Here is a 24,389-nt window from a genome sequence, read left to right as displayed (position 1 = left end):
TTAATATTTCAACCGTACACAAATTGTGTACAGTTCAAGCTGATTGAAATTCTGCAACTAATGGTTGCAGTTTTGAATTCTGGCACTGGTGGTGGGAGTTCTGAAGTTCTTGCACCAGTAATCAAATCTTAAGATGGTTTTTTAATGAATTATGCTTTCGTAGCTTAGAATGCCATTACTCACAAAGTCCAAATACATTGTTGGCTTATCCTGTCCGCGTTATTTATGGATGATGTTTCACGATTTGGATAAAATTCCTGAGAATGATGCCGCAACGCAGTATATTATTGATCAGGGAAAGGCAATTGGCAAATTGGCAAAGAAGTTATATCCTAACGGAATTGATTTGCCAGATGATCCAAAAGACTTCTCTTTGAATTTACAGAAAACGAAGGTGGCTTTAGCATCACGCCAAGTTCTTTTTGAAGCGGGTATACTCGTTGATGAGATATTTGCTCGAGCCGATATTTTAATACCCGTTGGTGTTGATGAGTGGGATATAGTTGAAGTAAAGGGTTCAACAGAAGTTAAAGAGGATCACCTACACGATTTATCATTTCAGAAGTATGTGTATACTCAATTCGGATTGAAAATTCGTAATTGCTCGGTTTTGCATATCAATAAGGAGTATGTTCTTGATGGGGAACTTGATGTTTCACAGCTCTTGAAGCAGACGGATGTGACAGCTCAAGTTGAAGAGCTTGTTGCTAGTTTGCCTGACCTTATTTTTGAAATGATGGCTATTATTAATTCAACTTCTCCTCCCCAAGTACATATTGGTAATGGTTGTCACAATGGTCTTGATTGTAAGTCAGAAGACTGCTGGAAATTCCTACCTGAGAGCCATGTCTTTGAATTGTATTATGGTGGCAAGAAGTCTCTTGAACTGTTTCAAGCGGAAGTGGTGCGGATTCAAGATATTCCTTCGGAATTCAAGCTTACTGACAAACAACTCATTCAGAAGAAATGTGCTGTGTCTGGTGTTCCCTATGTAAATTCTACTGGATTGGGAAAATTTTTGGGGGGTTTAGTGTATCCACTGCATTATCTTGACTTTGAGACGTTTCAAACTGCGGTTCCGTTGTATCAGGGAACCAAACCATATCAGCAGATTCCGTTTCAATTCAGTGTGCATATTGATGATGGCAATGCGATTGAACATTTGTATTATTTGCATGACTCAGCTGATGATCCACGCGAGAAATTTCTCTCCGCTTTGAAGGAGGCTATTCTACCTACCGGAACAATTATTGTGTTTAATCAATCGTTTGAAATTGCCAGGTTACGAGAGTTAGCCGCAGCATTTCCAGCGTATTTTGCATGGGTTGAAGAGATTGTTGTTCGTATTGTAGATTTAATCGTGCCATTTCGTAGTTTTGATTATTATAATCCAACGCAAAAAGGAAGTTGCTCTATCAAAGAAGTATTGCCTGCATTAACTGGAAAAGGCTACAAGAATCTGGAGATTAATAATGGTGGACTTGCCTCTGTATCGTATTGCGAGATGGCATTTGGTTCATTGAGTGTTGAGGAGAAGGCGAAGGTACGAAAGGATTTGCTGGACTATTGCGGATTGGATACCGAAGGAATGGTCTGGATCGTGAAGAAGTTGGAGAAGTTGGTAGAAAAGGGAAAGGATTAAGAGGGAAAAGGGATTCGAGGTACGGGTGGGGATAAGGTAACATGGAAAATTACAGCCAAAAACCAGAGGACAAAGCGAGACACGATTTAATTAATCCTTTGCTCACAAAATGTGGTTGGAAGGTTGAACACTTTAAAACTGCGAATATCTATGCCTCTAAAGGAGTTGCTGTTGAGTTCTTTCAGTTAGGCAAAGGAGTAGGTGAAGCAGATTATGTTTTATTTGTTGATGGAAAGGCATGTGGCGTCATTGAAGCTAAAAAAGAGGGGATGACCCTAATAGGTAAAGAAGCTCAATCTAATAGATACGCTCAGAAGTTTCCAGAAGATTTTCAATGTGTAGAAATGCCTCTTCCATTTGTTTATGAATCTACAGGGACGGAGACTCGTTTTACCAATCTATGGGATCCAAAACCAAGAAGCAGAGAAGTGTTCGCATTTCATAAACCTGAAACCTTGGAAAAATGGATTGTTGAAGGAAAAAATACATTACGAAAACGGTTAACTCAATTTCCTGCATTAGAAAATAAGAAATTATGGCCAGCACAAGAAACAGCGGTTCTTAACTTGGAAAAGTCATTTGCTGGAGCCAAACCTAAAGCGTTAATTCAAATGGCAACGGGGTCTGGAAAGACATTCACAGCAGTAAATATCTGTCACAGGCTTATAAAAAACGCAAAAGCAAAACGAATTCTCTTTCTAGTTGATAGGGGAAATCTTGGAGTCCAAACAGAGTTAGAATTTGAGACATTTACAGTACCCCAAGACGGAAGAAAGTTTACTGAGTTGTACAACGTTCACAGGTTGGAATCAAATGCAATTCTGGACTCTGATAAAGTGTGTATTTCTACCATCCAGAGAGTTTACTCTATGCTTCGTGGAGAAAAGAAGTTTGAAGAGATTAATGAAGAGAGATCTGGGTTTGAAGATGATTACTCGTTTGAACCGATTCCATTAGAATATAACAAAATGCTTCCTCCAGAAACATTTGATTTCATCATAGTTGATGAGTGTCATCGCTCAATATACAATCTATGGAAACAAGTTTTGGATTATTTTGACGGTTTTTTGATTGGATTGACGGCAACACCCTCAAAAGGCACTATCGGATTCTTTGATAAAAATCTGGTAATGGAATATGGTCATGCACAAGCAGTTGCAGATCAAGTAAACGTTGATTTTGATGTATATCGAATACGAACGAAAATTACCAAAGAAGGTTCTCTTATTCCAAAAGGAGAAACTATTCTAAAAAGAGATATGAGGACAAGAAGAAAACGTTGGGAAACGTTAGATGATGATGTTAAATATAATGAATCAGAACTGGACAGAAAAGTAGTTTCTAAAGATCAAATAAGAACAGTTATTAGAACTTTTAGGGATAAAGTACGAACTGAAATTTTTCCAGGACGAAAACATGTTCCAAAAACATTGATTTTTGCCAAAGATGATGCACATGCAGAAGAAATTGTCCAAATTATCCGTGAAGAATTTAATGAAGGAAATGAGTTTGCACAAAAAATAACCTATAAGACAGAGGGAGATACGGATGCGTTACTTCGATCATTTAGAAATGATTTCAACCCTAGAATAGCTGTTACCGTTGACATGATTGCAACAGGGACAGACGTCAAACCATTAGAGATCGTTTTCTTTATGCGCTCTGTCAAAAGTAGAAATTATTTTGAACAGATGAAAGGCCGTGGCGTTCGTGTCATGAAAAATGATGATTTCAAAGCGGTTACACCAGATGCGATGGCAAAAGAACGCTTTGTGATCATTGATGCAGTTGGAGTTTGTGAGAGTGAAGAGTTAAATGAGACCAGGCAGATGGATCAAAACCCTACGGTCTCTTTTCCCAAATTATTGAAAGCGTTACGATATGGTAAACCTAAAATTGAGAATTTATCTTCTATGGCTTCACGATTATCTCGGCTACAGAAAAAATTAACAGAGAAACAGTTAGAGGAGATTGAGAAAATTACTTCAGGCTTTGCTTTGTCTGATTTTGCTTCTGCATTTGTTGATGCTATTGATGAAGATCAGATCTTTGAACAGGCTCAAAAAGAATTTGGTGATGGCAGTTTATACAAAGAGTATGCACCGAAGAAAAAAGAGTTGGATGAAGTAGCACAAAAACGGATGATTCTCGCGTTACAGCCATTCATTGGAAACGCTAAACTCATGGAACGACTCCCTGAAATAAAAGAGGAAGTTGAACAAATAGTCGATGATGTTTCCATAGATGTAGTAGAGGAAGCAGGATATTCTCCTATGGCTAAAGAAAAAGCGAAGTCGGTCATAACCTCTTTTAAAAAATTCATTTCTGACAACAAAAAAGAACTAACTGCTATTCAAGTATTTTACAACAAGGGTCGATTACATTGGGACGACTTAAAAGAAATGGCCGATGTCGTTATGGGCTCTCCATATGGGTTAACGACATCTAAACTATGGCAAGCGTATAACCAACTGGAAGATGGAAAGGTGCATGGAAAGTCTCAGAAAGAGAAAATTGCAGATTTTATTTCTTTGTTAAAGTATGAGATTGAAAAGGTAGAAGTATTAGAGCCGTTTAGTGATAGTGTGGATAAGAAATTTAGTTCGTGGTTGGGTAAAAAGATTGCTTCTGGAGTTAGTTTTAGTCAAGAACAACTAAACTGGCTTGAGAAGATTAAGCAGCATATTGCTGATTCGGTGGAAATTACTCCTGATGATTTTGATGACGCTCCGTTTGTTCAATTAGGCGGGCTCGGAAAAGCGTATACGGTGTTTGGAAAATCATTTGATAAGATTCTTGAAGAGTTGAATAGCGAGTTGGGGGTTTAGGGATGGCTTTGTCCATTAGTGTACAAGAGATAGTTAAAAAAAATGAAAGAAATCTCCTATCTAAAAAAGATGACTGGCTTAGAATTCCCATCTCTGAAGTTGCTGAAATTTTAAATGGATTCGCTTTTAAGTCCAGTCAATTCACAACTGATAAAAGTAAGGGGATGCCTTTAATCAGAATTAGAGATATAAAAGATAGCGTGAGTAACACCTATTTTAATGGGGATTATCTAAAAGAATATGTGGTTATAAATGGAGATATTTTAATAGGGATGGATGGGGATTTCGATATTGCCATTTGGCAAGGCGAGGATGCTTTACTGAATCAACGAGTTTGTAAAATTACGGTTAATGAAAAAAAGTTTAATAAAAAATTCTTATATTATTTAATGCCTGGTTATTTGCAAGCGATACATAATGCGACTTCTGCAGTTACTGTTAAACATTTATCATCTAGAGATATCGCAAGAATCCCTCTTCCAAATCCTCCTATTAAAGAACAACAACAAATTGTTGATGAAATCGAAAAACAATTCACTCGTCTTGATACCGCGGTTAAAGATTTGAAAAATGTGAAAGAGAAGTTAGGGGTTTATAGGAAGAGTGTGTTGGGGTCCGCATTTGAAAAGAAATGGAAGTATGAAGAATCAAAGAATTTCTTTAGCTGGTCTAATGGAAAGGGTCTTACTCAGAAACAGATTAAAGAGGGGGTATATCCTGTTTTTGGAGGTAATGGGATTAACAGTTATCATCAAAAATATCTAACCGAAACAGAATCGTTGGTTATTGGTAGAGTGGGAGCTCATTGTGGAAATGTCCATATCGCTCCTTCAAAATCTTGGATCACAGATAATGCCATTTTTTCTTTGGAGGTATCTAAAGATAAAATACTAGGTTTTTATATGTATTATTTCAGGTCAAAAAATCTAAATTCATTAGCAGGAGGTACCGGTCAACCTTATGTATCTCAAACAGTCTTAAATTCTATCAAAATACCCATTGTAGATAAAGAAGTCCAAAAAAGTACGTTAGAATTAATTGAATCTCGCTTCTCAATCATCGACAAACTTGAGCAATCAGTAGATTCAGCATTAATTAAAACAGAACTATTGCGCAAATCCATCCTAAAATCTGCGTTTGAGGGAAAGTTGGTGAAAAATGAATAAGAAAGGACAGAATGTTGGGGGAATAGTTGAAGCATTTGTAGCTATAATTTTTTTAATAGCTATGATTCCCATACTCTGGAAGCTTGCAGATTTGTCAACTCCTGAACCCACAATCGTAGTTGATCAAGCTGCGATTGAGCTAAGTAAAAACTTATCAGAACAGTTAGCAATATGCCAGAAAAACTACGAAGAACTCAACAGCACCATGCTCACAAAGAATGATATTATCGAATTAACTGGAGCAATTAGGCAAGTAAACCAAAATGTAATCACTATTTATGAGAATAACAATAATTATATTCAAAATTATTTTTCATTTACAATAATACTGAGTATATCTTTAGCAATTACTTTTTCAATAGGGCTCTTCGCATTATTAGATTGGACAGTTTTTAACTTTGAATTGAGAAAGGGCCTATTTGAAGCAATCAAGAAAAGATTTCAGAACAAAAAAGAATAGAGGATAAAACATGATTGATCCCATATTTAGAATAACACAGTTGACTCTACCCGTAGCTACGATTTTAAGCACGGCATGGGTTCTCGTTAGCGGAAATAATTCTGGCGCCCTATTGTTTTTTATAGGTGGGGTAATTTTCACTATTATTTTAAGACTCATGGAACAAGCAATTTTCGAACATAACGTAACTCATGGCAGATATCGCAATCTGTAAGTGGCACCCAAAAATGACTGATTCAAAACAACTTGTCCAAAAATTATGGAACTATTGCGATATTCTACGAGATGATGGTCTATCTTACGGGGATTATGTTGAGCAATTGACCTTCCTTCTCTTCTTAAAGATGGATGATGAGAGGTCTAACCCACCATATAATAAGAAGTCAGATATTCCTAAAAATCTAAATTGGCAATCTTTACTTACTAAAGATGGTGCAGAACTCGAAGTCCAATATATTAAAATCTTAACAGAGCTAGGAAAAGAAGATGGAATCATTGGTGTTATTTTCAAAAAGGCCCAAAATCGTATTCAGGATCCTGCGAAACTCAAAAAACTCATTGTTGAGCTTATCAACAAAGAGACCTGGCTCAGTTTAGAAGCAGATGTGAAAGGGGACGCTTATGAAGGTCTGTTAGAGAAAAACGCAGCGGATGTAAAAGGCGGAGCAGGACAATATTTTACACCGAGACCATTAATCAACGCCATGGTTGAAGTAATGAAACCAGAACCAGGTAACAAAATTCACGATCCAGCGTGTGGTACGGGTGGATTTCTTCTATCTGCATATAATTTCATTTCAAAAAATTACAATCTCAACAGAGACCAGAAGCAAGAACTAAAACAAAATACTTTCTCAGGCAATGAGATTGTAGCGATGGCTGCACGTTTATGTGTTATGAATCTGTATTTGCATGGTGTCAACAGTGAAGAGAACCCCATAAATCCCAATGACTCATTAAAAGTCAACCCTGGCGCGATTTATGATATGGTACTTACCAATCCTCCGTTCGGTAAAAAATCTTCTGAAAAGATTGTAACAGAAGAAGGAACAGCTGATAAGAAAGACCTTACTATACTCAGAGATGATTTTTGGGCTAAAACAAATAACAAACAGCTTAATTTTTTACAGCACGTTAAAAGCATCCTCAAAATTAATGGAAGGGCAGCAATAGTTTTACCTGATAATGTATTATTTGAAGGCGGTGCAGGTGAAACCATTCGAAAAAAACTTATGGAGACCTGCGATTTGCACACTATTTTACGACTTCCAACTGGGATATTCTATGCACAAGGTGTGAAAGCGAACGTTCTATTTTTTGATAAGAAAGCAGCATCGAACAAAGCACATACTTCTAAAGTGTGGATCTATGACTTTAGAACAAACACTTATGTGACTCTCAAAGAGAATCCTCTTACTTTTGAAATTTTACGTGATTTCATCACATGTTACAATGTAGAAAACAGGCATCAACGTAAAGAGACTTATTCAGAAAAAAATCTTGATGGACGATGGCGATGCTTTGATTATGAAGAGATCATAAAACGAGACAAGACTAATCTTGACATTTTTTGGATTAAAGATGAAAGTTTAGATGACTTAGATAGTTTGCCTGAACCAAACGTTATCGCAAGCGAATTAGTTGAGGATTTAGAGAATGCGTTGGAACAGTTGAGAGAGATATCAAGTGATTTAAATGATCGATAACGGCATAACTGGTCAAGCAATTGCATTTTCTACAAAATTTGGCTCAATGGCTTTAGACCATCCTTCATTAGATGAAAGAATTCTTGCTTATCTTATTCTGTTAGTAATCATTTTTGCAATAATTTCTTTCACTCAATTCTCAAAAAGAAGAGCAAATAAAATCTAAATTTCTACCCCTCCACCATTCCCCTTTCAAACCACCGATTGTCCCAATGCTTACGTCTGCTTTCTTTCATCTCTAAGTGCGGCAGGTAGACTTTATCTTTTTATGTTAAGACGTTTCGATATCGGCGAAAAGCTTAATATCTGTCATTTTCTTTAATAAATTATGGCTGATACGCTTGGTAAAACTAATTGGAAACAAGTAGTTAAGCATCCATTGTTCGTTGCTCTAATAACAGTTTTAATAACTGCTTTGATTACTGTGCCTAGCACTCATTATTATGATTTGAAAACAATCCAATATGAACATTCATTAGAAGAAAGATTATTAGTTGACTTCATCGGGCAGCATGAATTTATTGGGAAGCCTAATGATCCTTTTAATTTTAATGCGATAGTAATACACAATCCATCTGCTAAACCTATTGGTGTGAAAGACGTTAAAATCTATTTCCCCACTGAGTGGACCGACAAAGCTTCAGAGCAGAAATATGAAGAACCAAAAATTAATAGGCCTGAGATTCCCATTATTACGAATAATTTACAAAATCATTTCCAACCTTATATGGAAATTCAGCCTGGAAAATTTGAACTAATGCGAGGTGTTTTCCAGTTAAAAACTCCTTCTAAAGAAGGAGATTATTATTTGACTTTTTGTGCTATTACTTACGATGAGATGGAATTCTGCACAAAAGATAATCTAATTATTCATGTGCGTTCTAATGCCACTTTAGGCTAAATGAAATATTAACTTATCACTCCAACCGCGAGCTTATTTCGGTCCCAATGCCTCCTCCTTTCTTCTTTCATTTCTAAAAATTCTAAATAATTTACGTCTTCTTGCTCTAAGCCATTTCTAAACATTTCATATTGTTGTTCATCTATCATGTCTAATCACCAACACTCACATCACCTTCCCACCCTTAAATACCCAATCCAATGAACCAACAGAAACTAACATCACAAGCTTTATAAGAGGCTAAAAGCCCAAGTATACTATGTCAGCAAGCTTTACGCCAGGCTGGTTCTCTGGTCCAGATCTGGTTATTGATATTGTGAGTGCGGCAGTGCTCACGCTGCTGTGTATTGTTGCGTTTCGCTATTATCGGTGTTCTAATCAAAAACGAGACTATCTCTGGTTTGCCATTGCGACAGGCTTGCTTTCGCTTTCATTCTTAGCTAAGATCTTTACTAATTTTAATCTATACCAACATATTTGGGCAACTAAAACGGTTGGCGTCTATACCTATCTCTATCATGGTGTACGCACATCTGAGTCGTTTCTCTTTACAACTACATTATTGTATCACTTACTCACTTTGTTAGGACTGTATGTACTCTTTTTACTCTACTATAAGAAACAGCCAATGGCGAGTATTATTCTCACTACGTTATTGCTCTTCATCACAGTTTATTTCACTCACAATACCTACTTTATCTTTCATCTTATTTCACTACTCTTACTTACATTTATTATCATTCATTATTATCATACAGCACAAAAGGATAAACTGGGTAAGATGATTTTTTGGAGTTTTAGCATTATTGCGCTGAGTCAACTCTTGTTTATCTTTTTAGAAATCAATAACATCTTGTATCCCATCGCTGAGGGTATTCAATTGATTGGATACATCCTCTTACTTATCTCTATTATTATGGTACGATCTTATGGCCGCAAAACGATCTCGCACTGATATTGTCTGTGATATGCTTAGCGCAATTCAGGCGAAGGGTGGGCGGATGAAACCGACTCACATCATGTACAAAGCAAACTTGTCTCATGAGCAATTAAGCTCTTATTTAGAAGAGTTGTTGGAGAAAGAGCTTGTTGAAAAAGTGATGTCGGAGAAGGAAAATCAATATTTTTTGATTACAGATAAAGGGTCGAAGTTTGCCGAGAAGCTGCGGGAAATGCGTCAGTTCGAGAAGAGTTTTGGGTTCTAATCCTAAAAGTAAGAGTTATAAACCTCTGAGCTCTTCTCAGACCTGATGTCGTGGAAAAGAGGTCAGGTAGTAACTATTATTGTTCTTATTTCTCTATTCTTCTCAAGCACTGTTCTCGCTTCGGTCGATTTTGTCAATCCAACAATTTCCGATGGGAGTGCTACGACAAATACTTCTATTCTGGTCAACGCAAGCATTACGTTACCGGCTCTCTCTTCGTTAATTTATTCGTGGAATAATTCTAATTTTACTATGTATAATACTTCTCTTTATTTGTTCTACAGTTTTGATAACATCTCTGCGTTAGGCGAAAATGATTTCTCTATTGTTGATATGACTGGTCGATCAAATAATGCTGCACCACAAGGTGGAGCTCGATTTATTTCTCTGGGGAGGTATAATGGTGGGTATGAGCTGGATGGAATTGATGATCGGATTACCGTCAACGATATGCCTATTACTAAGAGTCTTCCATTTACGGTGAGTATTTGGTTTAAAACGAATACTGCGCCCGATAGCACAGGAGTAATTAACAAATATACACCTGCATCGTGGAATGGGTTTCAAATCATGCTGGATAATACTCCAGCAATTTGTTCCTGGTATTTACGAGATAATTCCAATTATGTTGCCATTGCGCAGACTCAGGGTGTTGGTGCTGTAAGCTGTCCTTCGATTTCGTTAGGAAGATGGACGCAGGTTGTTGTGAGCGTTAATACCTCTGGGATGTACATGTATCTTGATGGAATCTATGCACAGAGTTCGGGCTGGACGGGAAGTGCTGGAGCAACAACGGAAACGATCAACCTAACCATTGGGAGATATTCGACTCTCCATTTTAATGGGACAATCGATGAGTTGAGAATGTGGAATCGCACCTTAGATTCCTCGGAGATTTATCAACAGTACGTTTCAAATCTACGCAAAATTAACACCATGACCTGGCAGCTCTATGTGAATCAATCCAAGAATACGACTGCTGGTCTTGCGAATGGAACATACATCTATAAGATTTTTGCAGAGAATACCACAAACACGCAAGAATCCGCACAACGTAGTGTAATCATTGGTTTATTAGCTGATATCCCTGAGTGGGGTTCACTAGGTTTCTTGGGTATTCTCGTCGTTCTTGGCTGTGCGCTGTGTTACAATCGATATCAGCGAGAATAGTTGGAATCGGCCCTTCTTCTTTTGGTTTTAAAGTAAATGTGATATATTCTCAATTTTTGTTCTAGGGAAGTTCCTGCTTGATCCTTCTACCCAATCTGTGCGATAACGAGGAAGGCTCCCCTCCGGAATTGTTACTTTGTATAATCGGTCTACTTCTACAATGCTAAGGGTAGAGAATAAACCATTGTTACGTAATTTTCCCCATTCAATTGTTCCTGAAAATACTAATGGGTCTCCGGGTTCATCTTTTTTTCCTTCGGGCCACCAGGGGAGATATGTCGGATCCCAGCGTAGAATTTCAGCAGCGGTATAGGCAGCATCATTGATCGTTGTGCCATAATGAAATACGTGGTTAGCAAACCAATATCCAAAATCAACCCATTTACTATCTCTTTCTACAACTTTTAATGGTATGTGCATCCAGGTACTATCCGTACTCGTTGTACGAGTAACTCTTTTTTTGTCGAATGTTTTAGTTTTAGGATCATACCCCTCACAAAAACTAACTTGGGCAATGCCGCTATAATATCGCACTCTGTCATTTAGGTTGGGACGTTGTGAAAATATTGATGAATCAACAATAACCATATCTGGAAAAAAAGAGAATTATTTTATAAATATATTGTCACTTTAAAGTAACTAATTCTTTCTTTAATTGTTCAATATTCTGATATCGAATTGTTTTAAACCCATACGACGCAGCAGCTTTAACATTCCTCTCCCCATCATCAATAAATACACATTCAGACGCTTTAAGACCTAACATTTTACACACTTCATCAAAATTTTTCTTAGATGGTTTGAGTGAGTGTAGTTGCCAGGAATAAATTTTTGCGTCAAAGATTTTTTCAATACCTAATGCTTGAGGAACTGTTGATTCAAAGATGGTTGTATTGGACAATAAACCTAATTTATACTTTTTCTTTAAATTCTTCAGCAATTTATCCATACCCTCAAATAACGTAGCGTTGTCAATACCCTTCTGCAATGTTTCTTCGACAAAACGTATATTTGCTGTTGTTTTTGGCAGATTAAATGAGTTAAGAAAGTTGATGGCCATTTCTTCTGGTGTCTTCCATGCTTTTAATTGAATTGCGCGTTCATATCTTTCAAGAAAATCATCAGTTTTTTCAATCTTAAAATGATCTCGAAGAGTTTTAGAAATACCAATATTTTTTGTAGCAAGAGTTTCCCACAGATCGAAAATAATTCCCTTTATCACTTCTTACTCCTCGCCTCATTCTCTTTCATTCTCAATTTTACAATTTTGGTCACCAATACTGCTGGCAATGGTTTTTCTGGTGTGAAATGAATCGTACTTCCTTTAACATCAAATTTTTCTAGCTCTTTACTTAGGGTGGTGAGTAATTTTCTACCTGCAAAGAGACTGCAATGGTTCTTAAATGCGGCGAAGTATACTAACTGTCCATAATATTTATAGCAAGGCATTTGGTAGCTAATACCTTCTTCTGCTTTTGGTGCAGCAGCTTTGATGGTTTTGCGTAGTTTCTGTAATGTCGTTTTGACTTCTGGTGCAAGTGGTTTGAGATATTCATCAATGGTTTTGGGAATAGGACCAGCTTTCATGAATAAAAAGAATGTAATGACAAATATAAATGGTGTGGTTAGTCTGTGTTTTTATCCACCAACACATTTTAATACTCTCTTAACCTCCCTTCTGAAATGGTGAAGACATTGCTCTATCTATTCTGTATTCTTGTGACTTCATCCATAGCGTTAGCTTGTTCTTGTATTCAACCGGGCTCCCCTCAAGAATCATTGGACCAAGCAACAGCAGTATTTGTAGGAAAAGTTATTGAAATTCAACCTCCTATTCTCCCATTAAGTTCTACTGATCCTATTAAAGTGACATTCGAAGTCTCACAAGTGTGGAAAGGAGATATTACTCAAACAACTATTGTGAAGACCGCACAGGATAGTGCCAGTTGTGGGTATTTATTTGAACTTGGTCAGGAGTATATTGTCTATACGTATGATTATAATCAAGATGGCGATCTCGCAACCGGTTTATGTACTAGAACTGCATTATTATCACGGGCACAGCAAGATGTTGACGCTTTAGGAACAAACACCTTACCTTCTCAAAATCGACCTGAAGGACTACATCCTATTTTGCGAATTTCATTAATGGGGGTAGCTGTACTCATCATCGCATTGATTCTGTTTCATTTTAAGCATAAACCTACAAAGAAATAATAATTATTACTCAATCTCCAAGTAAACTATAAGGAGTTACACTCTTCTTGCTTGCACTTCGTTCAAACTTTAAGATATCATCAACATTAGAAATCCCTTTTTGGTGCAATATTGAGAGCATATTGTTAAACACTAATGCTGTTGCTTGTACGTCGCCCATGGCTCGGTGCGCTTGGACGTTAGTGATGTTAAGATGAGAACATAAATCACTTAGTCTTTTACGGGGTAGTTCGGGAAACAAGCGGTTGGCAAGTTTGCGGGTACAAACACGACTGTTTTGCAATTCAAAACCATGCATACGGCTGTTGTGTTCGAGAAAGCCAAAATCAAATGCGGCGTTATGTGCAACAAAGACGTCTTTACCTAAAAAATCAGTAAAAGCAGGAATGACATTACTAATCGTGGGAGCATTTTGCACCATTTTATTGTTAATCCCCGTAAGCTGGGTAATAAACGCAGGGATGGGGGTTTGAGGATTAATTAACGTCTGATATGAATCAACAATTTGGCCGTTGCGAATTTTTGCAGCGGCGATTTCTGTAATGCGATGAAAGTTCTTGGAAAGACCTGTTGTCTCAATATCTACCACCGTATACATGGAGCAAATGCGGAAAGCAGGGTTTATAATCTTGTGTTTGACCTGGCGTGTAGTGAAAGTATTTGTCGTCTTGAAAATATAGTTGTCAATACCTATTGGCAATAATCACAAAACAACGATTTTACTAATGCCGCTGTAAAAAATACTACTCAGGCCTATATGGTCAATTACATCTTAACTCGTGGTTTGGTCCATTTCACAACATCATCAAGGGCTGCGACTTTTCCCATGCGAGTTTTGATATCTGCTTGCATATCTAATGGGAAATCGTCCATTAATCCATGAAATACCGTTACTTGGTTTAAATCATACCCCATAAATGTCCAAGGTTCTTTATAGATATGCAATGCTACTACACTAAGTTGGCTCCTTTCACCGACGAGGTATTTTCTTCTTGTATCTAATCGAACACTATATGGTGAACTTCCAAAAAGCCCATTTAATTGATCTATATCTCTTCTTACCAAATTTAAGTTGTATGTTGCCATCTCTTTTTGAGTATGTGTTCTATTATGAAGTGACTCCCCAGGTTATCTCCTGAATCCCTTTTATATTGCTTAAAAATATCTTTTAGAGTATTTAACCAGTCATTATATCCTCATAAATTACTCATCACTTTGACTCATGAAGCTCTGGTTCTTCGAGCTTGTTGTGCGTCAAGTTGTCGCTGAATTTCTGCTTGTCTTGCTGCCTCTGCGGCTCGTTGCGCTTCGAGTTGTTGTTGAATTAATCGTTGTTGCGCTGCTTCACGTTCTTGGGCAAGTTGTGCTGCAATAGCTGCGGACTGTTGCGCTTCACGTCGTTCTAATTCTTGTTGCAGGGCTGTTTCTTCTTCCTCTAGACGTTCTTTAAGTCTTGATTGCAGTTCTCTTGCTTTGGATAATTCTGTTTCAAGTTGATTCTTACGTACTAACACGGTATTTTTTTGTTCAAGGATGGCATTTTGTTCTAAAGTGTATGATTTTTCAATATAGATTGCACCTAACACATAGAGTAAAGTTATGCAAACACATAATCCTATCCAGGCAGTGCTACGGTTCATGATTGCATCCTCTGGGTATGAACATCCTGAATCTGTGACGCAAGGTCGATATTTTGCTGTTGTATAGTACGTATTTGTTCTTCTAATACATTGAAATCAATCGATTCCTGTTGTAATGCTGTGTTGAGTATTTCTCGTTTTTGCGTTACACTATGTACTAAAAATGCAGCACCCAGAACAAGGATAATACAAAACACCGCAGCAACGGTAATATCGCGTTGTTGTTCTACTAATCGTGTCTTACTAATAATGCGTGCAAGCAGTAAACTCATGATGATTAAGAAGAGAATTGTGTACAAAGGCGAGATGAGCCATGCTAAAGGACCAGTTTTAAAATCGGTTCCTAGAAAGAATGCGTGCACAAACCCTAAGATGAATGAAATATAGCTTAGATAATGAACTCGTTTCCAAGTTTTATATCCCATCGTTTGGATCATTCGTTTATTGGAGGTTATTCCTACAATTAGTATCAAATAAAATGACAGTGTTCCTAGTGAGAGCAATGTTACCCATTTGTCAGAGAAACTAAATCCGAGGTATTGTACCCACGAGAGCCCTTTTCCCCACTTGAAATTATCTGTGAGTGCGGCGATGCCATGTAACAGGACTAAGAACATTGATCCTATAGCAAAAGGAACGTGAAAGCGAAAGAGAGTAAAATTTGCTTTGATTTGTGTCATTACTCGTGCTTCGCCGATGAGCACAGTGAGAAAGAGCAGGAGAAATGATATCAATCCAACAACTCTTGTTACTAACCAAATGTAATATGTGTCTTGGATTTGATTTGTGAGGTAGATAAAACTGCCTGTTGTCATGATTCCTAGTATGATTAACATTATTGTTTTGATGTTCATGGTTTTTTCCGTATGTTTTTTTATGTAGCAACTGAGATTGTGTTTATTTGATTATTAGAGATGGTTTGGTTTGATGTTAGAGGCATTCCTTCTAGAGAGACTTGTTCTAGATTGGCTGTTACAAGTAATCCTTGTGCTATAGCATCAGCAAGTAGTCTTTGTGTTGTCTTTTGATCACAGACCATTGCGCAGGTTGCAAGAACATCGGCGTGCATGGCGGTTGAACATACAATGGTGGCGCTGGCAATATTTCGTTTTCCAATAATGTGGCTTTGTGTGTAATCTAGGTGAAATTGATGATAATCTCCGGAGGTGGCAACAGCGGCGTTTTGTAGAATGAAAGTTCCAATGATTTCTTCTTGTTTTCGAGGGTGTTGTATTTCTATTTTCTCTTTGTGGTTGCCAAATCCGCGCATATCTCCGCGGGCATCAATAAATCCGTTCTCAATTCCCATCTCTTGAAGAAATTCAACTAACTTATCCACAATGTAGCCCTTGGCAATACTGCCTAAATCAATCTGGACGTCTGGATGAAGAAGAGTGATTTTATTACTATTGTTATTATCATCATAATCATTATTATTTTTACTACTATTACTATTTTCAAGTTTAATATCCTTGTATGAACAGTGCAATATGCGAGGTGTTTTTCCTTGCTTTCGGTCAAGAAAGGCAAGACCTTTACTGACATCGTACGCTCCGTTGGTTTTGTGAGAGTATTCTAGTGCGGTTTTAATTACTGTGATTAGTTCTTTTGAACATATCTTTTGTCTTTGATTATTGAGTAATGAAAGTTCACTTTTGGGATCATAAAAATTAAAGATCTGTTCTAACCGTTTTGCTTCATTGACAAAGTCATCCCAGAATGTGTCAATAATCTGGGGATCTAAATCATAGAGAATAATCTGGATTGTTGCTCCGACTAAGGGGATATTTTTTGAAACTCCGTTATTTGTTTCTGTGGTCATAGGGCAAGTCGTTTTCATGTTAAAAGTTCTCTTGTCGAATCTGATCTTGGCTAACGCCATTGCTGATGAGGTCTTGAGTGATTACTTGCATCATTAATGGTGGTCCGCAAATGTAGTAAAGATATCCTGAAAGATTGTTAACGTGTTGCTGGAGATAGTCGGCGCTAATACGGGGGGAACCTTCGCAGGTGCAAAGATAGGTCACCTGCATTTTAGTAGAGAGATGAGTTAACTCTTTTTTTAATGCGATTTCATCATGTGTTTTAACGGAGTAGAATAAGTAGCTCTTTTGGTCATTGTGTTCTTCATTCTCTTTTTGCTCATTTCCTTCTTCTCTTCGTTTCAATATTTTCTTTTTTTTCTGACTTTGATTACATTCAACGAGTGCATTAGCTAAGTTATAAAGCGGTGTAATTCCAATTCCTCCGGCTATAAATATGGTCGGCTGAGATACTTTTGGAAGCGTAAAAGTTCCATAAGGTCCAAACACTAACAGCTCTTGTCCCAGTTTCGCTTCAAAGAGTTTTTTTGTAAACGGCCCATGTTCTTTGATGCATAATTCTATCTGTTGATCATGGCAGGAGACAATGGAAAATGCTCTTTTTGCAGCTGGGTCCTCAGGAAACGCAAGCATAACATATTGCCCTGCAAGAGGTTTGAGGTTATGGTTTATACTCAGCAAAATACGTTTGATTGATGCGGCTTCCTGTTCAATCTTGCGTATCGTTGCTTTGCTGGTTTTTATTTGCATTTTTCAATTCGAATGCACCCTACGGGGCAACTTCCCGCGATCTGTTTTTGCACTTTGAATTCTTCGTCGGGGATTTCAAGTTCAAATTCTCCATTTTTATTGGGTATTGATCCCTGCAATTGTGCTCGTCCATTGTTGCCTACTTTCCAGCGAGGTGAGAGTCGTTCACATTCTCCGGCGCCAATACATTCTTTCTGATTATAGATTATCTTATAGGTCATTTTTTTCTCCTCCGTTTTATGTTTTAAGATGTAACAATTGTAAAAATGAATCAAATAGTGACAGTAGAGTTGTGTTGTGTGTATCTTCTAAATTAGGGGTATTTTCTGGGTACTGAACTTGACTTTGTAATTCTTTTTTTTCTCCCGTTGCTATTTCTTTATCACTATTATTTTCTTCAAAACGATCATTTTCAAAATCGGCAAATGAATTCCATTCTTGCGATTCATGATCTATACTGTTTTCATCTAATTCATAGGCAAATTTATACTGATCGTGTTGTTCTTGAAGTTCTTGGATTGTCATTTCTTTTGTTAGTTCTAATTTTTCTTCTTGAGCTAGGCTGGTGGGTATGAGTATTGCAATTGCTATAAACCCAAGTAAGCTCCATGTGATCAAATTAAGTCTTATCACCAGATTTGATTTTGGTTTTTTCATGGGTGTTGGCGAGTTGAACTTCTTTATTAAAAATCTGGGCAGAGAGTTAGAACGATGCGTTAAAGATAGTTACTATGGGCTCTAAAACTCTAGAATTTAGCATTATTATGGTGCGGAACTATTTTTTCGGATGAGTGTCCTCACCGCTATTTTTAAATAGTTCAGAACTATCTTTTAACTCATGATCCCTCACAGAATGCAGTTGTTATTATTTCTGTTTTCTTTGGTATTAGTTTCATCAAGTTTGGGACATGTCATTGAAAATGTTTCAATTCTTGATACGTTACATGATGACCTCTCTTTGCATGAAACTGTTGTTATTACTATTGCTCAAAGCACTCAGGAAGAGTTTCTCTTTATTCCTCCTAACGGTGCGTATAATTTATTCATTAATCAGAAACCTTCTTCTTTTCCTTCACTGGTAAACATCACGTTGGATTGTGCGTCGTGTCAAGTAGTGATAGAATATGATTTAGGTGGTGCTATTGAGCAAAATAATCTAAATTATGCTTTATCAAGAACACTTAACATCCCGTTTAATCCTCAATTTGTATCTTATGATATCATTATTCCTGCGGGTATGATCTTAGATCTTACACAGGATGTGAATGATCCTTCTATTGTTCCTGCAGCAACACAAATAATTACTAATGGTAAAAACATTATTGTCTCTTGGAGAGAAAAATCTCCTCAATTTCCTCAGCGTTATTATCTTCAATATCGGGATCATGAAGAAGAACTTCCTTTTAGTTTGCAACTCAAAGATGAATTTGGCGAATGGGAATTGTGGTTTTTAGTTATTATTGGGTTTGGTATTGGTATTCTTGGGGGAATTTTGTTTACTCGTTATTATCTATTACGTAATCTTAAAACTGGTTTGGATAAATCTCTTGTTCATTCTGATGTAATTATTCCTCGTTCACTTTTGGGTCCAGATGAGCAAATCTTTGTTGATCTTTTGCAAGGTAATAGCAATCAATTAGATCAACGTGATATTGGAAAAAAATTAGATTGGTCTAAATCAAAAGTTTCAGCCATTGCAACAAATCTTGACTTTAAGAAAGTTATTGAACGAGAGAAACGGGGACGAAATTATGTGGTGCGTTTGGTAAAAAAAGTAGAATAATTTTATGTTTCTTCTTTTTATTCCTTTTCTTTCTGTTTTTCTTTTTTTTCCTCTCTCTCTCTTTCTCTCGTTACTTTTATATATCTTGAAATTCTTTTTACTCTATGAAAAGAGGTGTATTTGCAGCGTTGTTAGTCTTTGCTTTTTGCGTTCCTCTTTTTTTTGCTGCATTAACTACACCTGGTCGTTATGATGATTTTACTACCAATACCACGATTGTGGAATATAACAATGTCTCTTGGCGTGCTGGCAATGTCTCGTTTACAGGAAGCGGTGATAATTATGTGCTCAATATTTCTCAGAATAATTCTCAAGTTGTGACGCTTTCGGAAGCGACAACCATTAAAGGAATTGCTAATAATGGCACCTATGTTTTTGCTAATGATAATGGTGCTGCAATTAAAATTGCCTACTTTAATGGCACGGTGGTCTCAAATCACGCCATCACTGGTCTTGGAAGCGATGGGAATAACATGGCAGCGAGTGGCCAATTTCTTTATTCACGCAATGGTAATTCTGTCTTAATGGTTAATCTCACGGCGAACACGACGACCACGGTCAATATCAATTCCACGTATCCTCTCCTCTCTAGTGCGGATTGGCTTAACAACAATCTTCATGATATGCCTGATGGCAGAATTGGTACCGTAGGAAATGTTAATAATGATACGTTTAAAGTTCGTCTTTTTAATGTTTCAGCTAATGGTACCTCATTTAATTGGAGCGAGGATATTACTATTTCAGCTTCACCGTGGAATACTGATAATCATGGGTTTGCTTCTGACGGCACGTACTTAACGTTAATTTCGTTTACACATGGTCATAAAGTTTACAATCTGGTCAACAGATCAGAGCATCATGCAAACACTGTATGGACCATTCGTCCGACTGGTATTGGAAACCCTACATTTATTACACATGATCATATCAACAAACGGATTTTAGTAGGAGATTATGCAGATAGGGATTTTATTATTTTTAATGATACTCGAACTTCTACAACTTCATTAAATGCAGGGAACTTTACTTCTACTACTACAACGGTCGTGGATAATATCTACAATATTACCAATGTTTCTTGGACAACCGCGGGTGAATCGAGTGGAAATACGATCTCGTTGCAAATTTCAGTTGATAATGGGACTACCTGGAATACTGCTACCAACAATCAGAAGATGGACCAGCAGTTTGCGAACAATAATCGTTCTTTACTCTATCGAGCACTTTATTCTACGATTTCTAATACGACGCTATATCTCACTTCGGTCACGCTTAATTGGACACAGGGTACGATTGATGATACGACTGCACCAACTGTTACTATCATGTCTCCTATCAATACTACCTACACTTCTCTACCTCTACTCTTTAATGTGAGTTCAAATGAAAATAGTACGGCCTGGTATGCTTTGAACAATGGGGCTAATCGTTCTATGGATCCGAATTCATCTAATACTGGATTTAATAGTTCTAATGGTACTCTTGCAGATGGCAATTATAATTTTACGGTGTATATCAACGATACTAGTGGCAACATCAATCTCTCTTCAATAGTCTTTAGTCTTAACACAACTGATATTGATGGGGATGGAGTGAGTGATCTTAACGATACTTTGCTCTACAATGAATCGAATGTTACCACGAGTGGGCTTACGTTACTCAACATCACTATTGCAGGAAATCGAACGAATACTAATTTTACTGGTTGGCAAGATGTTAAATTCTATGATAATACCACGGCTTTACTCAATTTCTCCTATAATTTTAGTGCTGGTTCTTTGGATCTAAGTAAGATTCGCATTACTAAAACGAGTACATCATTAATTGTTAATATGAGTGATCAACTGCGGGGTGCTACCAAGACACTTTATATGTCTGATGATAATTTTGTGACGTTGTGTGTGAAAGATGCATTGATTTCGTCTGTTGGTGAAATTGGGGATGGTTGTACGGGAACAAATGAGACGCTTTTTACTTCTTGCTTGGGGAATGCAACTGGTGTGACACTTAATGGGATTAGCTGTACTGATGCTGGTGCTGTGCTTACTATTTCGAATTTAACTCATTCAGGAATTCGTGCTACTCAAGCAGCAGCAGATTCTCCTTCCTCTGGAAGTAGCGGTGGTGGAGGAGGTGGCGGTGGGAGCAGCACAGCACCCATTCCAGAGATTGAAGAAGAACCGGAAATCCGTGATGGTCCTTTTAGTGTTGGTGTAAAGTTGATTCAGCTCACGTTACGACAGGGAGAACAGCGTTCTCGTTTTGTTCGTGTGAGTAATCCGTGGGATGTGGAAAAAGAAATTAAACTCTCTATTGATGATAGCGATTTTCTGGAATTAGGGGATGACGAGATTGATCTTGCGGCTCATAATTCTGTCTCTGTTGAGGTTGTTATCAAAGCACCGCAAGACATGGCATCTGGAACCTACGTTAAATCGTTGGTTTTAGAGGACGATCAGACCAAAAAAGAAGTCTTGATATCTATTACGGTAATTCCTCGAGCTTCTCTTTTTGATATTGTTCTTGATGTTGATAGTGATTCGGTCTTAGAACCAAATGGCACAATCGTGCTCAATGTCGATTTGCTTAAACTCATTGTTGCTGCAGCAGAAGATGTGCGTATTTATTATCGATTGGGCTATCCTAATGGGACGGTATTGCAGGAGTATAGTGATACCCGTGCAGTTGAAACAGATCTAGAGTATCAGAAAGAATTGTTAATCCCTCCTTGGATGGAACCTGGCGATTATGTGCTCACAGGTGAAGTTTCTTATCATAATGAAACTGCTACTGCGAGTGTTCCGGTGAGAATTAGTTCTCCTCCTGTTGTATCGTATACAGGATTAAGTATTATGCTTCTTCTTTCTGTGGGGGTGTTTAGCTGGTATGTAAAAGATCGGACTACTCGTAAACGGGAACAGAAGAAAGGGCAAAAAACATCTTCAACAAAATCTTCAACTAAACGTAATTACTAAGTCATTTTCTCTATGTTAATTTTTCTTCTCTTTTTTAGTTTTCTTCTCTGCTTTCTTGTTATCTTTCTTCTGGTTTTGATACTCCCTCTCCCTCTCTTGCGATCCTATTTCAGCTTTCATCGCTTCTAATGTGTCGCGTAGATCAATGGCTTTTTCAAACTGTAATTCTTCAGCAGCTTTGAGCATCTCTGCTTCAATTTCTACTACTTTTCGTTGAAGGTCCGTTGGGCTAAGATGTTTGATTCCTTTGATTTCTCGTTTAGATGGTTCAATGGTTTTAATCACAGTTTGAGGGACAATCCCATGTTTGGCATTAAATTTAATCTGATCTTCGCGTCGACGTTGAGTAATGCCTACTGCTCCTCGAATGGATTTGGTGATAACATCAGCATACATAATTACTCTTCCATGAACATTACGCGCGGCACGTCCAATAGTTTGGATTAAACTACGTTCGTCACGCAGGAAACCTTCTTTGTCGGCATCAAGAATTGCGACAAGTGAGACTTCGGGTAAGTCTAGACCTTCACGCAGCAAGTTAATTCCAACGAGAACGTCAAAGTCGCCAGCGCGCAAGCCACGTAATAATTCGATGCGTTCAAGACTATCAATCTCCGAATGCATATAGCGTACTTTGACTTCTTTTTGAGCAAGAAATTCAGTGAGATCTTCTGCCATGCGTTTGGTGAGGGTAGTAACAAGAACGCGTTCACCTTGCGCAACGGTTTTTTTGATTTCTTCTAGAATATCTTTGATTTGTCCTTCAATCGGCCGTACTTCAACGGTAGGATCAAGTAACCCTGTAGGACGAATGATTAATTCTACTACTTGACTGCTACTTTGCAATTCATATTCTGAGGGTGTGGCGGAGACAAAGAGAACAGTTTTGAAATAGCGTTCAAATTCTTCGAACTTAAGAGGGCGGTTATCGTAGGCGCAGGGCAGGCGAAATCCATATTCTACAAGATTTTTCTTGCGTGAATAGTCACCATGATACATTCCACGTGATTGAGGTATGGTTTGGTGGCTTTCATCAATAATTAAGAGAAAATCATCTCCGAAATAATCTAATAGACAGAAAGGTGGCTGACCAGGTGTTCGTCCATCAAAATGTCGTGAGTAGTTTTCAATTCCGGTGCAGTAACCCATTTCTCGCATCATTTCTAGGTCATAATTCACTCTTTTTCTGAGCCGTTCCGCTTCAAGTAGAGGCAGAGTAGGAAGTTGTTCTTTCAGTTCGTGGCGGATTTGCGCCATGGCTTTATCTTGTTTTTCTTCCGGTACTACGAATTGTTTGGCGGGAAAAAGACGGATTTGGTCAAGTTGCGCGTGAACAATGCCGGTTATTGGATGAAGTTCACTGATTCGTTCAATCTCATCACCAAAAAGTTCGATGCGAATGATAATATCATCATAAGATGGAAAGATGTCTATGACATCGCCGCGTACTCGAAAGTTTCCTGAACTAGGGGTCATATCATTGCGTTCGTAGAGCATGGCAACAAGATGCGCAATAATCTTCTCTCGTTTGATATGGTCTTTTTTCTTAAACTCCTGAGAGAGTTGCGCGAAATCTTGCGGATTTCCTGCACCGTAAATACAAGAGATAGAAGCAACAACAATTACGTCATCTCGTGAAAGTAGAGAGGTCATGGTTTTAAGACGTAATTTTTCGATTTCTTCATTGACTGTGGATTCTTTTTCGATGTAGGTGTCTGTTGTAGGAAGGTAACTTTCTGGTTGATAATAGTCATAATACGAAATGAAATACTCTACTCTGTTTTCGGGAAACAGTTCTTTAAATTCAGCATAGAGTTGCGCAGCAAGGGTTTTGTTGTGAGCAAGAACAAGAGTCTTTTTACCAAGGCGTTGGATTACATTAGCCATGACAAAGGTTTTTCCACTGCCAGTGATGCCAAGTAAAGTTTGACGGATGGTTTTTTTATCTGGTTGTTTTTGATTCTGTTTTTGAAATTCTTGGGTGAGTTTTTCAATAGCTTCGGGTTGACCTCCTGCTGGGGGAAAACGTGAAACGAGTTTAAATGTCATGGGGCGTTTGGGTGTTGTTGTTTTATAGTCTTTTTGGTAGTAATTTAAATCTGCTTATTCCACTCATGTGTTCA

27 protein-coding genes are annotated in these 24,389 nt (G+C 37.6%); 14 read left to right on the top strand and 13 right to left on the bottom strand.

Translation table 11 applies throughout. From position 1 onward, the window contains the following. Positions 1 to 169 precede the first annotated feature (169 nt). The 8 genes from HYV86_03145 (at position 170) to HYV86_03110 (ending at position 8,703) form a co-directional block, all read left to right on the top strand. Complete coding sequence (locus HYV86_03145) at positions 170 to 1,642, top strand: DUF2779 domain-containing protein (GenBank protein MBI2572830.1); 1,473 nt, start codon at positions 170 to 172, stop codon at positions 1,640 to 1,642. Between the two features lie 41 nt (positions 1,643 to 1,683). Continuing rightward, positions 1,684 to 4,470 (top strand): DEAD/DEAH box helicase family protein, encoded by a 2,787-nt coding sequence (locus HYV86_03140; protein ID MBI2572829.1) that lies wholly within the window; start codon positions 1,684 to 1,686, stop codon positions 4,468 to 4,470. 2 nt (positions 4,471 to 4,472) lie between these two features. Continuing rightward, complete coding sequence (locus HYV86_03135) at positions 4,473 to 5,636, top strand: restriction endonuclease subunit S (protein ID MBI2572828.1); 1,164 nt, start codon at positions 4,473 to 4,475, stop codon at positions 5,634 to 5,636. After that, complete coding sequence (locus HYV86_03130) at positions 5,629 to 6,096, top strand: hypothetical protein (protein ID MBI2572827.1); 468 nt, start codon at positions 5,629 to 5,631, stop codon at positions 6,094 to 6,096. The genes HYV86_03135 and HYV86_03130 overlap by 8 nt, the downstream gene beginning before the upstream one ends. Before the next feature lie 10 nt (positions 6,097 to 6,106). Next, positions 6,107 to 6,310: a hypothetical protein gene (locus tag HYV86_03125; protein MBI2572826.1), complete on the top strand. Its 204-nt coding sequence runs from the start codon at positions 6,107 to 6,109 to the stop codon at positions 6,308 to 6,310. 13 nt (positions 6,311 to 6,323) lie between these two features. Continuing rightward, the gene (locus tag HYV86_03120) at positions 6,324 to 7,802 is read left to right on the top strand and encodes an SAM-dependent DNA methyltransferase (protein ID MBI2572825.1); all 1,479 of its coding nucleotides are present in this window, start codon (positions 6,324 to 6,326) and stop codon (positions 7,800 to 7,802) included. Next, complete coding sequence (locus tag HYV86_03115) at positions 7,792 to 7,968, top strand: hypothetical protein (protein ID MBI2572824.1); 177 nt, start codon at positions 7,792 to 7,794, stop codon at positions 7,966 to 7,968. The genes HYV86_03120 and HYV86_03115 overlap by 11 nt, the downstream gene beginning before the upstream one ends. A 162-nt stretch (positions 7,969 to 8,130) precedes the next feature. Next, positions 8,131 to 8,703: a hypothetical protein gene (locus tag HYV86_03110; protein ID MBI2572823.1), complete on the top strand. Its 573-nt coding sequence runs from the start codon at positions 8,131 to 8,133 to the stop codon at positions 8,701 to 8,703. An 8-nt stretch (positions 8,704 to 8,711) separates the two neighbouring features. On the opposite strand, the gene HYV86_03105 is transcribed toward HYV86_03110, so the two are convergent. Next, on the bottom strand, positions 8,712 to 8,852 hold the full coding sequence (locus tag HYV86_03105) for a hypothetical protein (protein ID MBI2572822.1): 141 nt from the start codon (positions 8,850 to 8,852) through the stop codon (positions 8,712 to 8,714). A gap of 110 nt (positions 8,853 to 8,962) precedes the next feature. Here HYV86_03105 and HYV86_03100 point away from each other — a divergent pair, with 110 nt between their 5' ends. From HYV86_03100 to HYV86_03090, 3 genes are read left to right on the top strand one after another with little or no spacing between them, the layout of a single operon-like run. After that, positions 8,963 to 9,658: a hypothetical protein gene (locus tag HYV86_03100; protein MBI2572821.1), complete on the top strand. Its 696-nt coding sequence runs from the start codon at positions 8,963 to 8,965 to the stop codon at positions 9,656 to 9,658. After that, complete coding sequence (locus HYV86_03095; GenBank protein ID MBI2572820.1) at positions 9,633 to 9,908, top strand: hypothetical protein; 276 nt, start codon at positions 9,633 to 9,635, stop codon at positions 9,906 to 9,908. The genes HYV86_03100 and HYV86_03095 overlap by 26 nt, the downstream gene beginning before the upstream one ends. A 45-nt stretch (positions 9,909 to 9,953) precedes the next feature. Further along, the gene (locus tag HYV86_03090; GenBank protein ID MBI2572819.1) at positions 9,954 to 11,078 is read left to right on the top strand and encodes a LamG domain-containing protein; all 1,125 of its coding nucleotides are present in this window, start codon (positions 9,954 to 9,956) and stop codon (positions 11,076 to 11,078) included. A 27-nt stretch (positions 11,079 to 11,105) separates the two neighbouring features. Here the strand turns inward: HYV86_03090 and HYV86_03085 are convergent, their stop codons facing one another. The 3 genes from HYV86_03085 to HYV86_03075 are packed head-to-tail and all read right to left on the bottom strand — an operon-like array spanning position 11,106 to position 12,665. Continuing rightward, positions 11,106 to 11,666, bottom strand: a complete 561-nt coding sequence (locus HYV86_03085; GenBank protein ID MBI2572818.1) for a hypothetical protein — start codon at positions 11,664 to 11,666, stop codon at positions 11,106 to 11,108. Between the two features lie 37 nt (positions 11,667 to 11,703). Next, on the bottom strand, positions 11,704 to 12,300 hold the full coding sequence (locus HYV86_03080) for an HAD-IA family hydrolase (GenBank protein MBI2572817.1): 597 nt from the start codon (positions 12,298 to 12,300) through the stop codon (positions 11,704 to 11,706). Beyond that, the gene (locus HYV86_03075) at positions 12,297 to 12,665 is read right to left on the bottom strand and encodes a DUF1801 domain-containing protein (GenBank protein ID MBI2572816.1); all 369 of its coding nucleotides are present in this window, start codon (positions 12,663 to 12,665) and stop codon (positions 12,297 to 12,299) included. Before HYV86_03075 ends, HYV86_03080 begins: the two co-directional genes overlap by 4 nt. Before the next feature lie 96 nt (positions 12,666 to 12,761). Between HYV86_03075 and HYV86_03070 the strand changes: the two genes are divergently transcribed. Then, positions 12,762 to 13,295, top strand: a complete 534-nt coding sequence (locus HYV86_03070; protein ID MBI2572815.1) for a hypothetical protein — start codon at positions 12,762 to 12,764, stop codon at positions 13,293 to 13,295. 10 nt (positions 13,296 to 13,305) lie between these two features. On the opposite strand, the gene HYV86_03065 is transcribed toward HYV86_03070, so the two are convergent. The 8 genes from HYV86_03065 to HYV86_03030 all read right to left on the bottom strand — a co-directional run bounded on the left by HYV86_03065 (position 13,306) and on the right by HYV86_03030 (position 18,165). After that, on the bottom strand, positions 13,306 to 13,893 hold the full coding sequence (locus HYV86_03065) for a 3'-5' exonuclease (protein MBI2572814.1): 588 nt from the start codon (positions 13,891 to 13,893) through the stop codon (positions 13,306 to 13,308). A gap of 167 nt (positions 13,894 to 14,060) precedes the next feature. Continuing rightward, positions 14,061 to 14,381 (bottom strand): hypothetical protein, encoded by a 321-nt coding sequence (locus HYV86_03060; protein ID MBI2572813.1) that lies wholly within the window; start codon positions 14,379 to 14,381, stop codon positions 14,061 to 14,063. Between the two features lie 134 nt (positions 14,382 to 14,515). Beyond that, complete coding sequence (locus tag HYV86_03055) at positions 14,516 to 14,935, bottom strand: hypothetical protein (GenBank protein ID MBI2572812.1); 420 nt, start codon at positions 14,933 to 14,935, stop codon at positions 14,516 to 14,518. Next, a complete protein-coding gene (locus HYV86_03050; GenBank protein MBI2572811.1) occupies positions 14,932 to 15,789 on the bottom strand; it encodes a ferric reductase-like transmembrane domain-containing protein in 858 nt (285 codons plus the stop codon). Before HYV86_03050 ends, HYV86_03055 begins: the two co-directional genes overlap by 4 nt. A 20-nt stretch (positions 15,790 to 15,809) precedes the next feature. After that, complete coding sequence (locus HYV86_03045; GenBank protein MBI2572810.1) at positions 15,810 to 16,775, bottom strand: FAD:protein FMN transferase; 966 nt, start codon at positions 16,773 to 16,775, stop codon at positions 15,810 to 15,812. Position 16,776: 1 nt separating this feature from the next. Further along, positions 16,777 to 17,508, bottom strand: a complete 732-nt coding sequence (locus tag HYV86_03040) for an FAD-dependent oxidoreductase (protein MBI2572809.1) — start codon at positions 17,506 to 17,508, stop codon at positions 16,777 to 16,779. Continuing rightward, positions 17,499 to 17,729 carry a ferredoxin gene (locus tag HYV86_03035; protein ID MBI2572808.1) on the bottom strand — a complete coding sequence of 77 codons (231 nt, stop codon included), beginning with the start codon at positions 17,727 to 17,729 and terminating at the stop codon, positions 17,499 to 17,501. Before HYV86_03035 ends, HYV86_03040 begins: the two co-directional genes overlap by 10 nt. 16 nt (positions 17,730 to 17,745) lie before the next feature. Further along, complete coding sequence (locus tag HYV86_03030; protein MBI2572807.1) at positions 17,746 to 18,165, bottom strand: hypothetical protein; 420 nt, start codon at positions 18,163 to 18,165, stop codon at positions 17,746 to 17,748. A 181-nt stretch (positions 18,166 to 18,346) separates the two neighbouring features. Between HYV86_03030 and HYV86_03025 the strand changes: the two genes are divergently transcribed. Together HYV86_03025 and HYV86_03020 are read left to right on the top strand one after the other, a co-directional pair. Next, on the top strand, positions 18,347 to 19,291 hold the full coding sequence (locus HYV86_03025; protein ID MBI2572806.1) for a hypothetical protein: 945 nt from the start codon (positions 18,347 to 18,349) through the stop codon (positions 19,289 to 19,291). A gap of 104 nt (positions 19,292 to 19,395) precedes the next feature. After that, entirely contained in the window at positions 19,396 to 22,266 is a 2,871-nt protein-coding gene (locus HYV86_03020) for a hypothetical protein (protein ID MBI2572805.1), read from the top strand. Between the two features lie 15 nt (positions 22,267 to 22,281). Here the strand turns inward: HYV86_03020 and uvrB are convergent, their stop codons facing one another. After that, entirely contained in the window at positions 22,282 to 24,315 is a 2,034-nt protein-coding gene (uvrB, locus tag HYV86_03015) for an excinuclease ABC subunit UvrB (protein ID MBI2572804.1), read from the bottom strand. Positions 24,316 to 24,389: the final 74 nt, after the last annotated feature.

Source organism: Candidatus Woesearchaeota archaeon (genome assembly GCA_016188115.1).
Classification (GTDB): Archaea; Nanobdellota; Nanobdellia; order Woesearchaeales; family GW2011-AR9; genus JACPIK01.
This window is presented reverse-complemented; position numbering and strand designations above follow the sequence as displayed.

What these genes read in the sequence shown, in the direction of transcription:
- HYV86_03145 (MBI2572830.1), top strand. Translation starts at nt 170, where the DNA reads ATGCCATTACTCACAAAGTCCAAATACATTGTTGGCTTATCCTGTCCG.
- HYV86_03140 (MBI2572829.1), top strand. Translation starts at nt 1,684, where the DNA reads ATGGAAAATTACAGCCAAAAACCAGAGGACAAAGCGAGACACGATTTA.
- HYV86_03135 (MBI2572828.1), top strand. Translation starts at nt 4,473, where the DNA reads ATGGCTTTGTCCATTAGTGTACAAGAGATAGTTAAAAAAAATGAAAGA.
- HYV86_03130 (MBI2572827.1), top strand. Translation starts at nt 5,629, where the DNA reads ATGAATAAGAAAGGACAGAATGTTGGGGGAATAGTTGAAGCATTTGTA.
- HYV86_03125 (MBI2572826.1), top strand. Translation starts at nt 6,107, where the DNA reads ATGATTGATCCCATATTTAGAATAACACAGTTGACTCTACCCGTAGCT.
- HYV86_03120 (MBI2572825.1), top strand. Translation starts at nt 6,324, where the DNA reads ATGACTGATTCAAAACAACTTGTCCAAAAATTATGGAACTATTGCGAT.
- HYV86_03115 (MBI2572824.1), top strand. Translation starts at nt 7,792, where the DNA reads ATGATCGATAACGGCATAACTGGTCAAGCAATTGCATTTTCTACAAAA.
- HYV86_03110 (MBI2572823.1), top strand. Translation starts at nt 8,131, where the DNA reads ATGGCTGATACGCTTGGTAAAACTAATTGGAAACAAGTAGTTAAGCAT.
- HYV86_03105 (MBI2572822.1), bottom strand. Translation starts at nt 8,852, where the DNA reads ATGATAGATGAACAACAATATGAAATGTTTAGAAATGGCTTAGAGCAA.
- HYV86_03100 (MBI2572821.1), top strand. Translation starts at nt 8,963, where the DNA reads ATGTCAGCAAGCTTTACGCCAGGCTGGTTCTCTGGTCCAGATCTGGTT.
- HYV86_03095 (MBI2572820.1), top strand. Translation starts at nt 9,633, where the DNA reads ATGGCCGCAAAACGATCTCGCACTGATATTGTCTGTGATATGCTTAGC.
- HYV86_03090 (MBI2572819.1), top strand. Translation starts at nt 9,954, where the DNA reads ATGTCGTGGAAAAGAGGTCAGGTAGTAACTATTATTGTTCTTATTTCT.
- HYV86_03085 (MBI2572818.1), bottom strand. Translation starts at nt 11,666, where the DNA reads ATGGTTATTGTTGATTCATCAATATTTTCACAACGTCCCAACCTAAAT.
- HYV86_03075 (MBI2572816.1), bottom strand. Translation starts at nt 12,665, where the DNA reads ATGAAAGCTGGTCCTATTCCCAAAACCATTGATGAATATCTCAAACCA.
- HYV86_03070 (MBI2572815.1), top strand. Translation starts at nt 12,762, where the DNA reads ATGGTGAAGACATTGCTCTATCTATTCTGTATTCTTGTGACTTCATCC.
- HYV86_03065 (MBI2572814.1), bottom strand. Translation starts at nt 13,893, where the DNA reads ATGTATACGGTGGTAGATATTGAGACAACAGGTCTTTCCAAGAACTTT.
- HYV86_03060 (MBI2572813.1), bottom strand. Translation starts at nt 14,381, where the DNA reads ATGGCAACATACAACTTAAATTTGGTAAGAAGAGATATAGATCAATTA.
- HYV86_03055 (MBI2572812.1), bottom strand. Translation starts at nt 14,935, where the DNA reads ATGAACCGTAGCACTGCCTGGATAGGATTATGTGTTTGCATAACTTTA.
- HYV86_03050 (MBI2572811.1), bottom strand. Translation starts at nt 15,789, where the DNA reads ATGAACATCAAAACAATAATGTTAATCATACTAGGAATCATGACAACA.
- HYV86_03045 (MBI2572810.1), bottom strand. Translation starts at nt 16,775, where the DNA reads ATGAAAACGACTTGCCCTATGACCACAGAAACAAATAACGGAGTTTCA.
- HYV86_03040 (MBI2572809.1), bottom strand. Translation starts at nt 17,508, where the DNA reads ATGCAAATAAAAACCAGCAAAGCAACGATACGCAAGATTGAACAGGAA.
- HYV86_03035 (MBI2572808.1), bottom strand. Translation starts at nt 17,729, where the DNA reads ATGACCTATAAGATAATCTATAATCAGAAAGAATGTATTGGCGCCGGA.
- HYV86_03030 (MBI2572807.1), bottom strand. Translation starts at nt 18,165, where the DNA reads ATGAAAAAACCAAAATCAAATCTGGTGATAAGACTTAATTTGATCACA.
- HYV86_03025 (MBI2572806.1), top strand. Translation starts at nt 18,347, where the DNA reads ATGATCCCTCACAGAATGCAGTTGTTATTATTTCTGTTTTCTTTGGTA.
- HYV86_03020 (MBI2572805.1), top strand. Translation starts at nt 19,396, where the DNA reads ATGAAAAGAGGTGTATTTGCAGCGTTGTTAGTCTTTGCTTTTTGCGTT.
- uvrB (MBI2572804.1), bottom strand. Translation starts at nt 24,315, where the DNA reads ATGACATTTAAACTCGTTTCACGTTTTCCCCCAGCAGGAGGTCAACCC.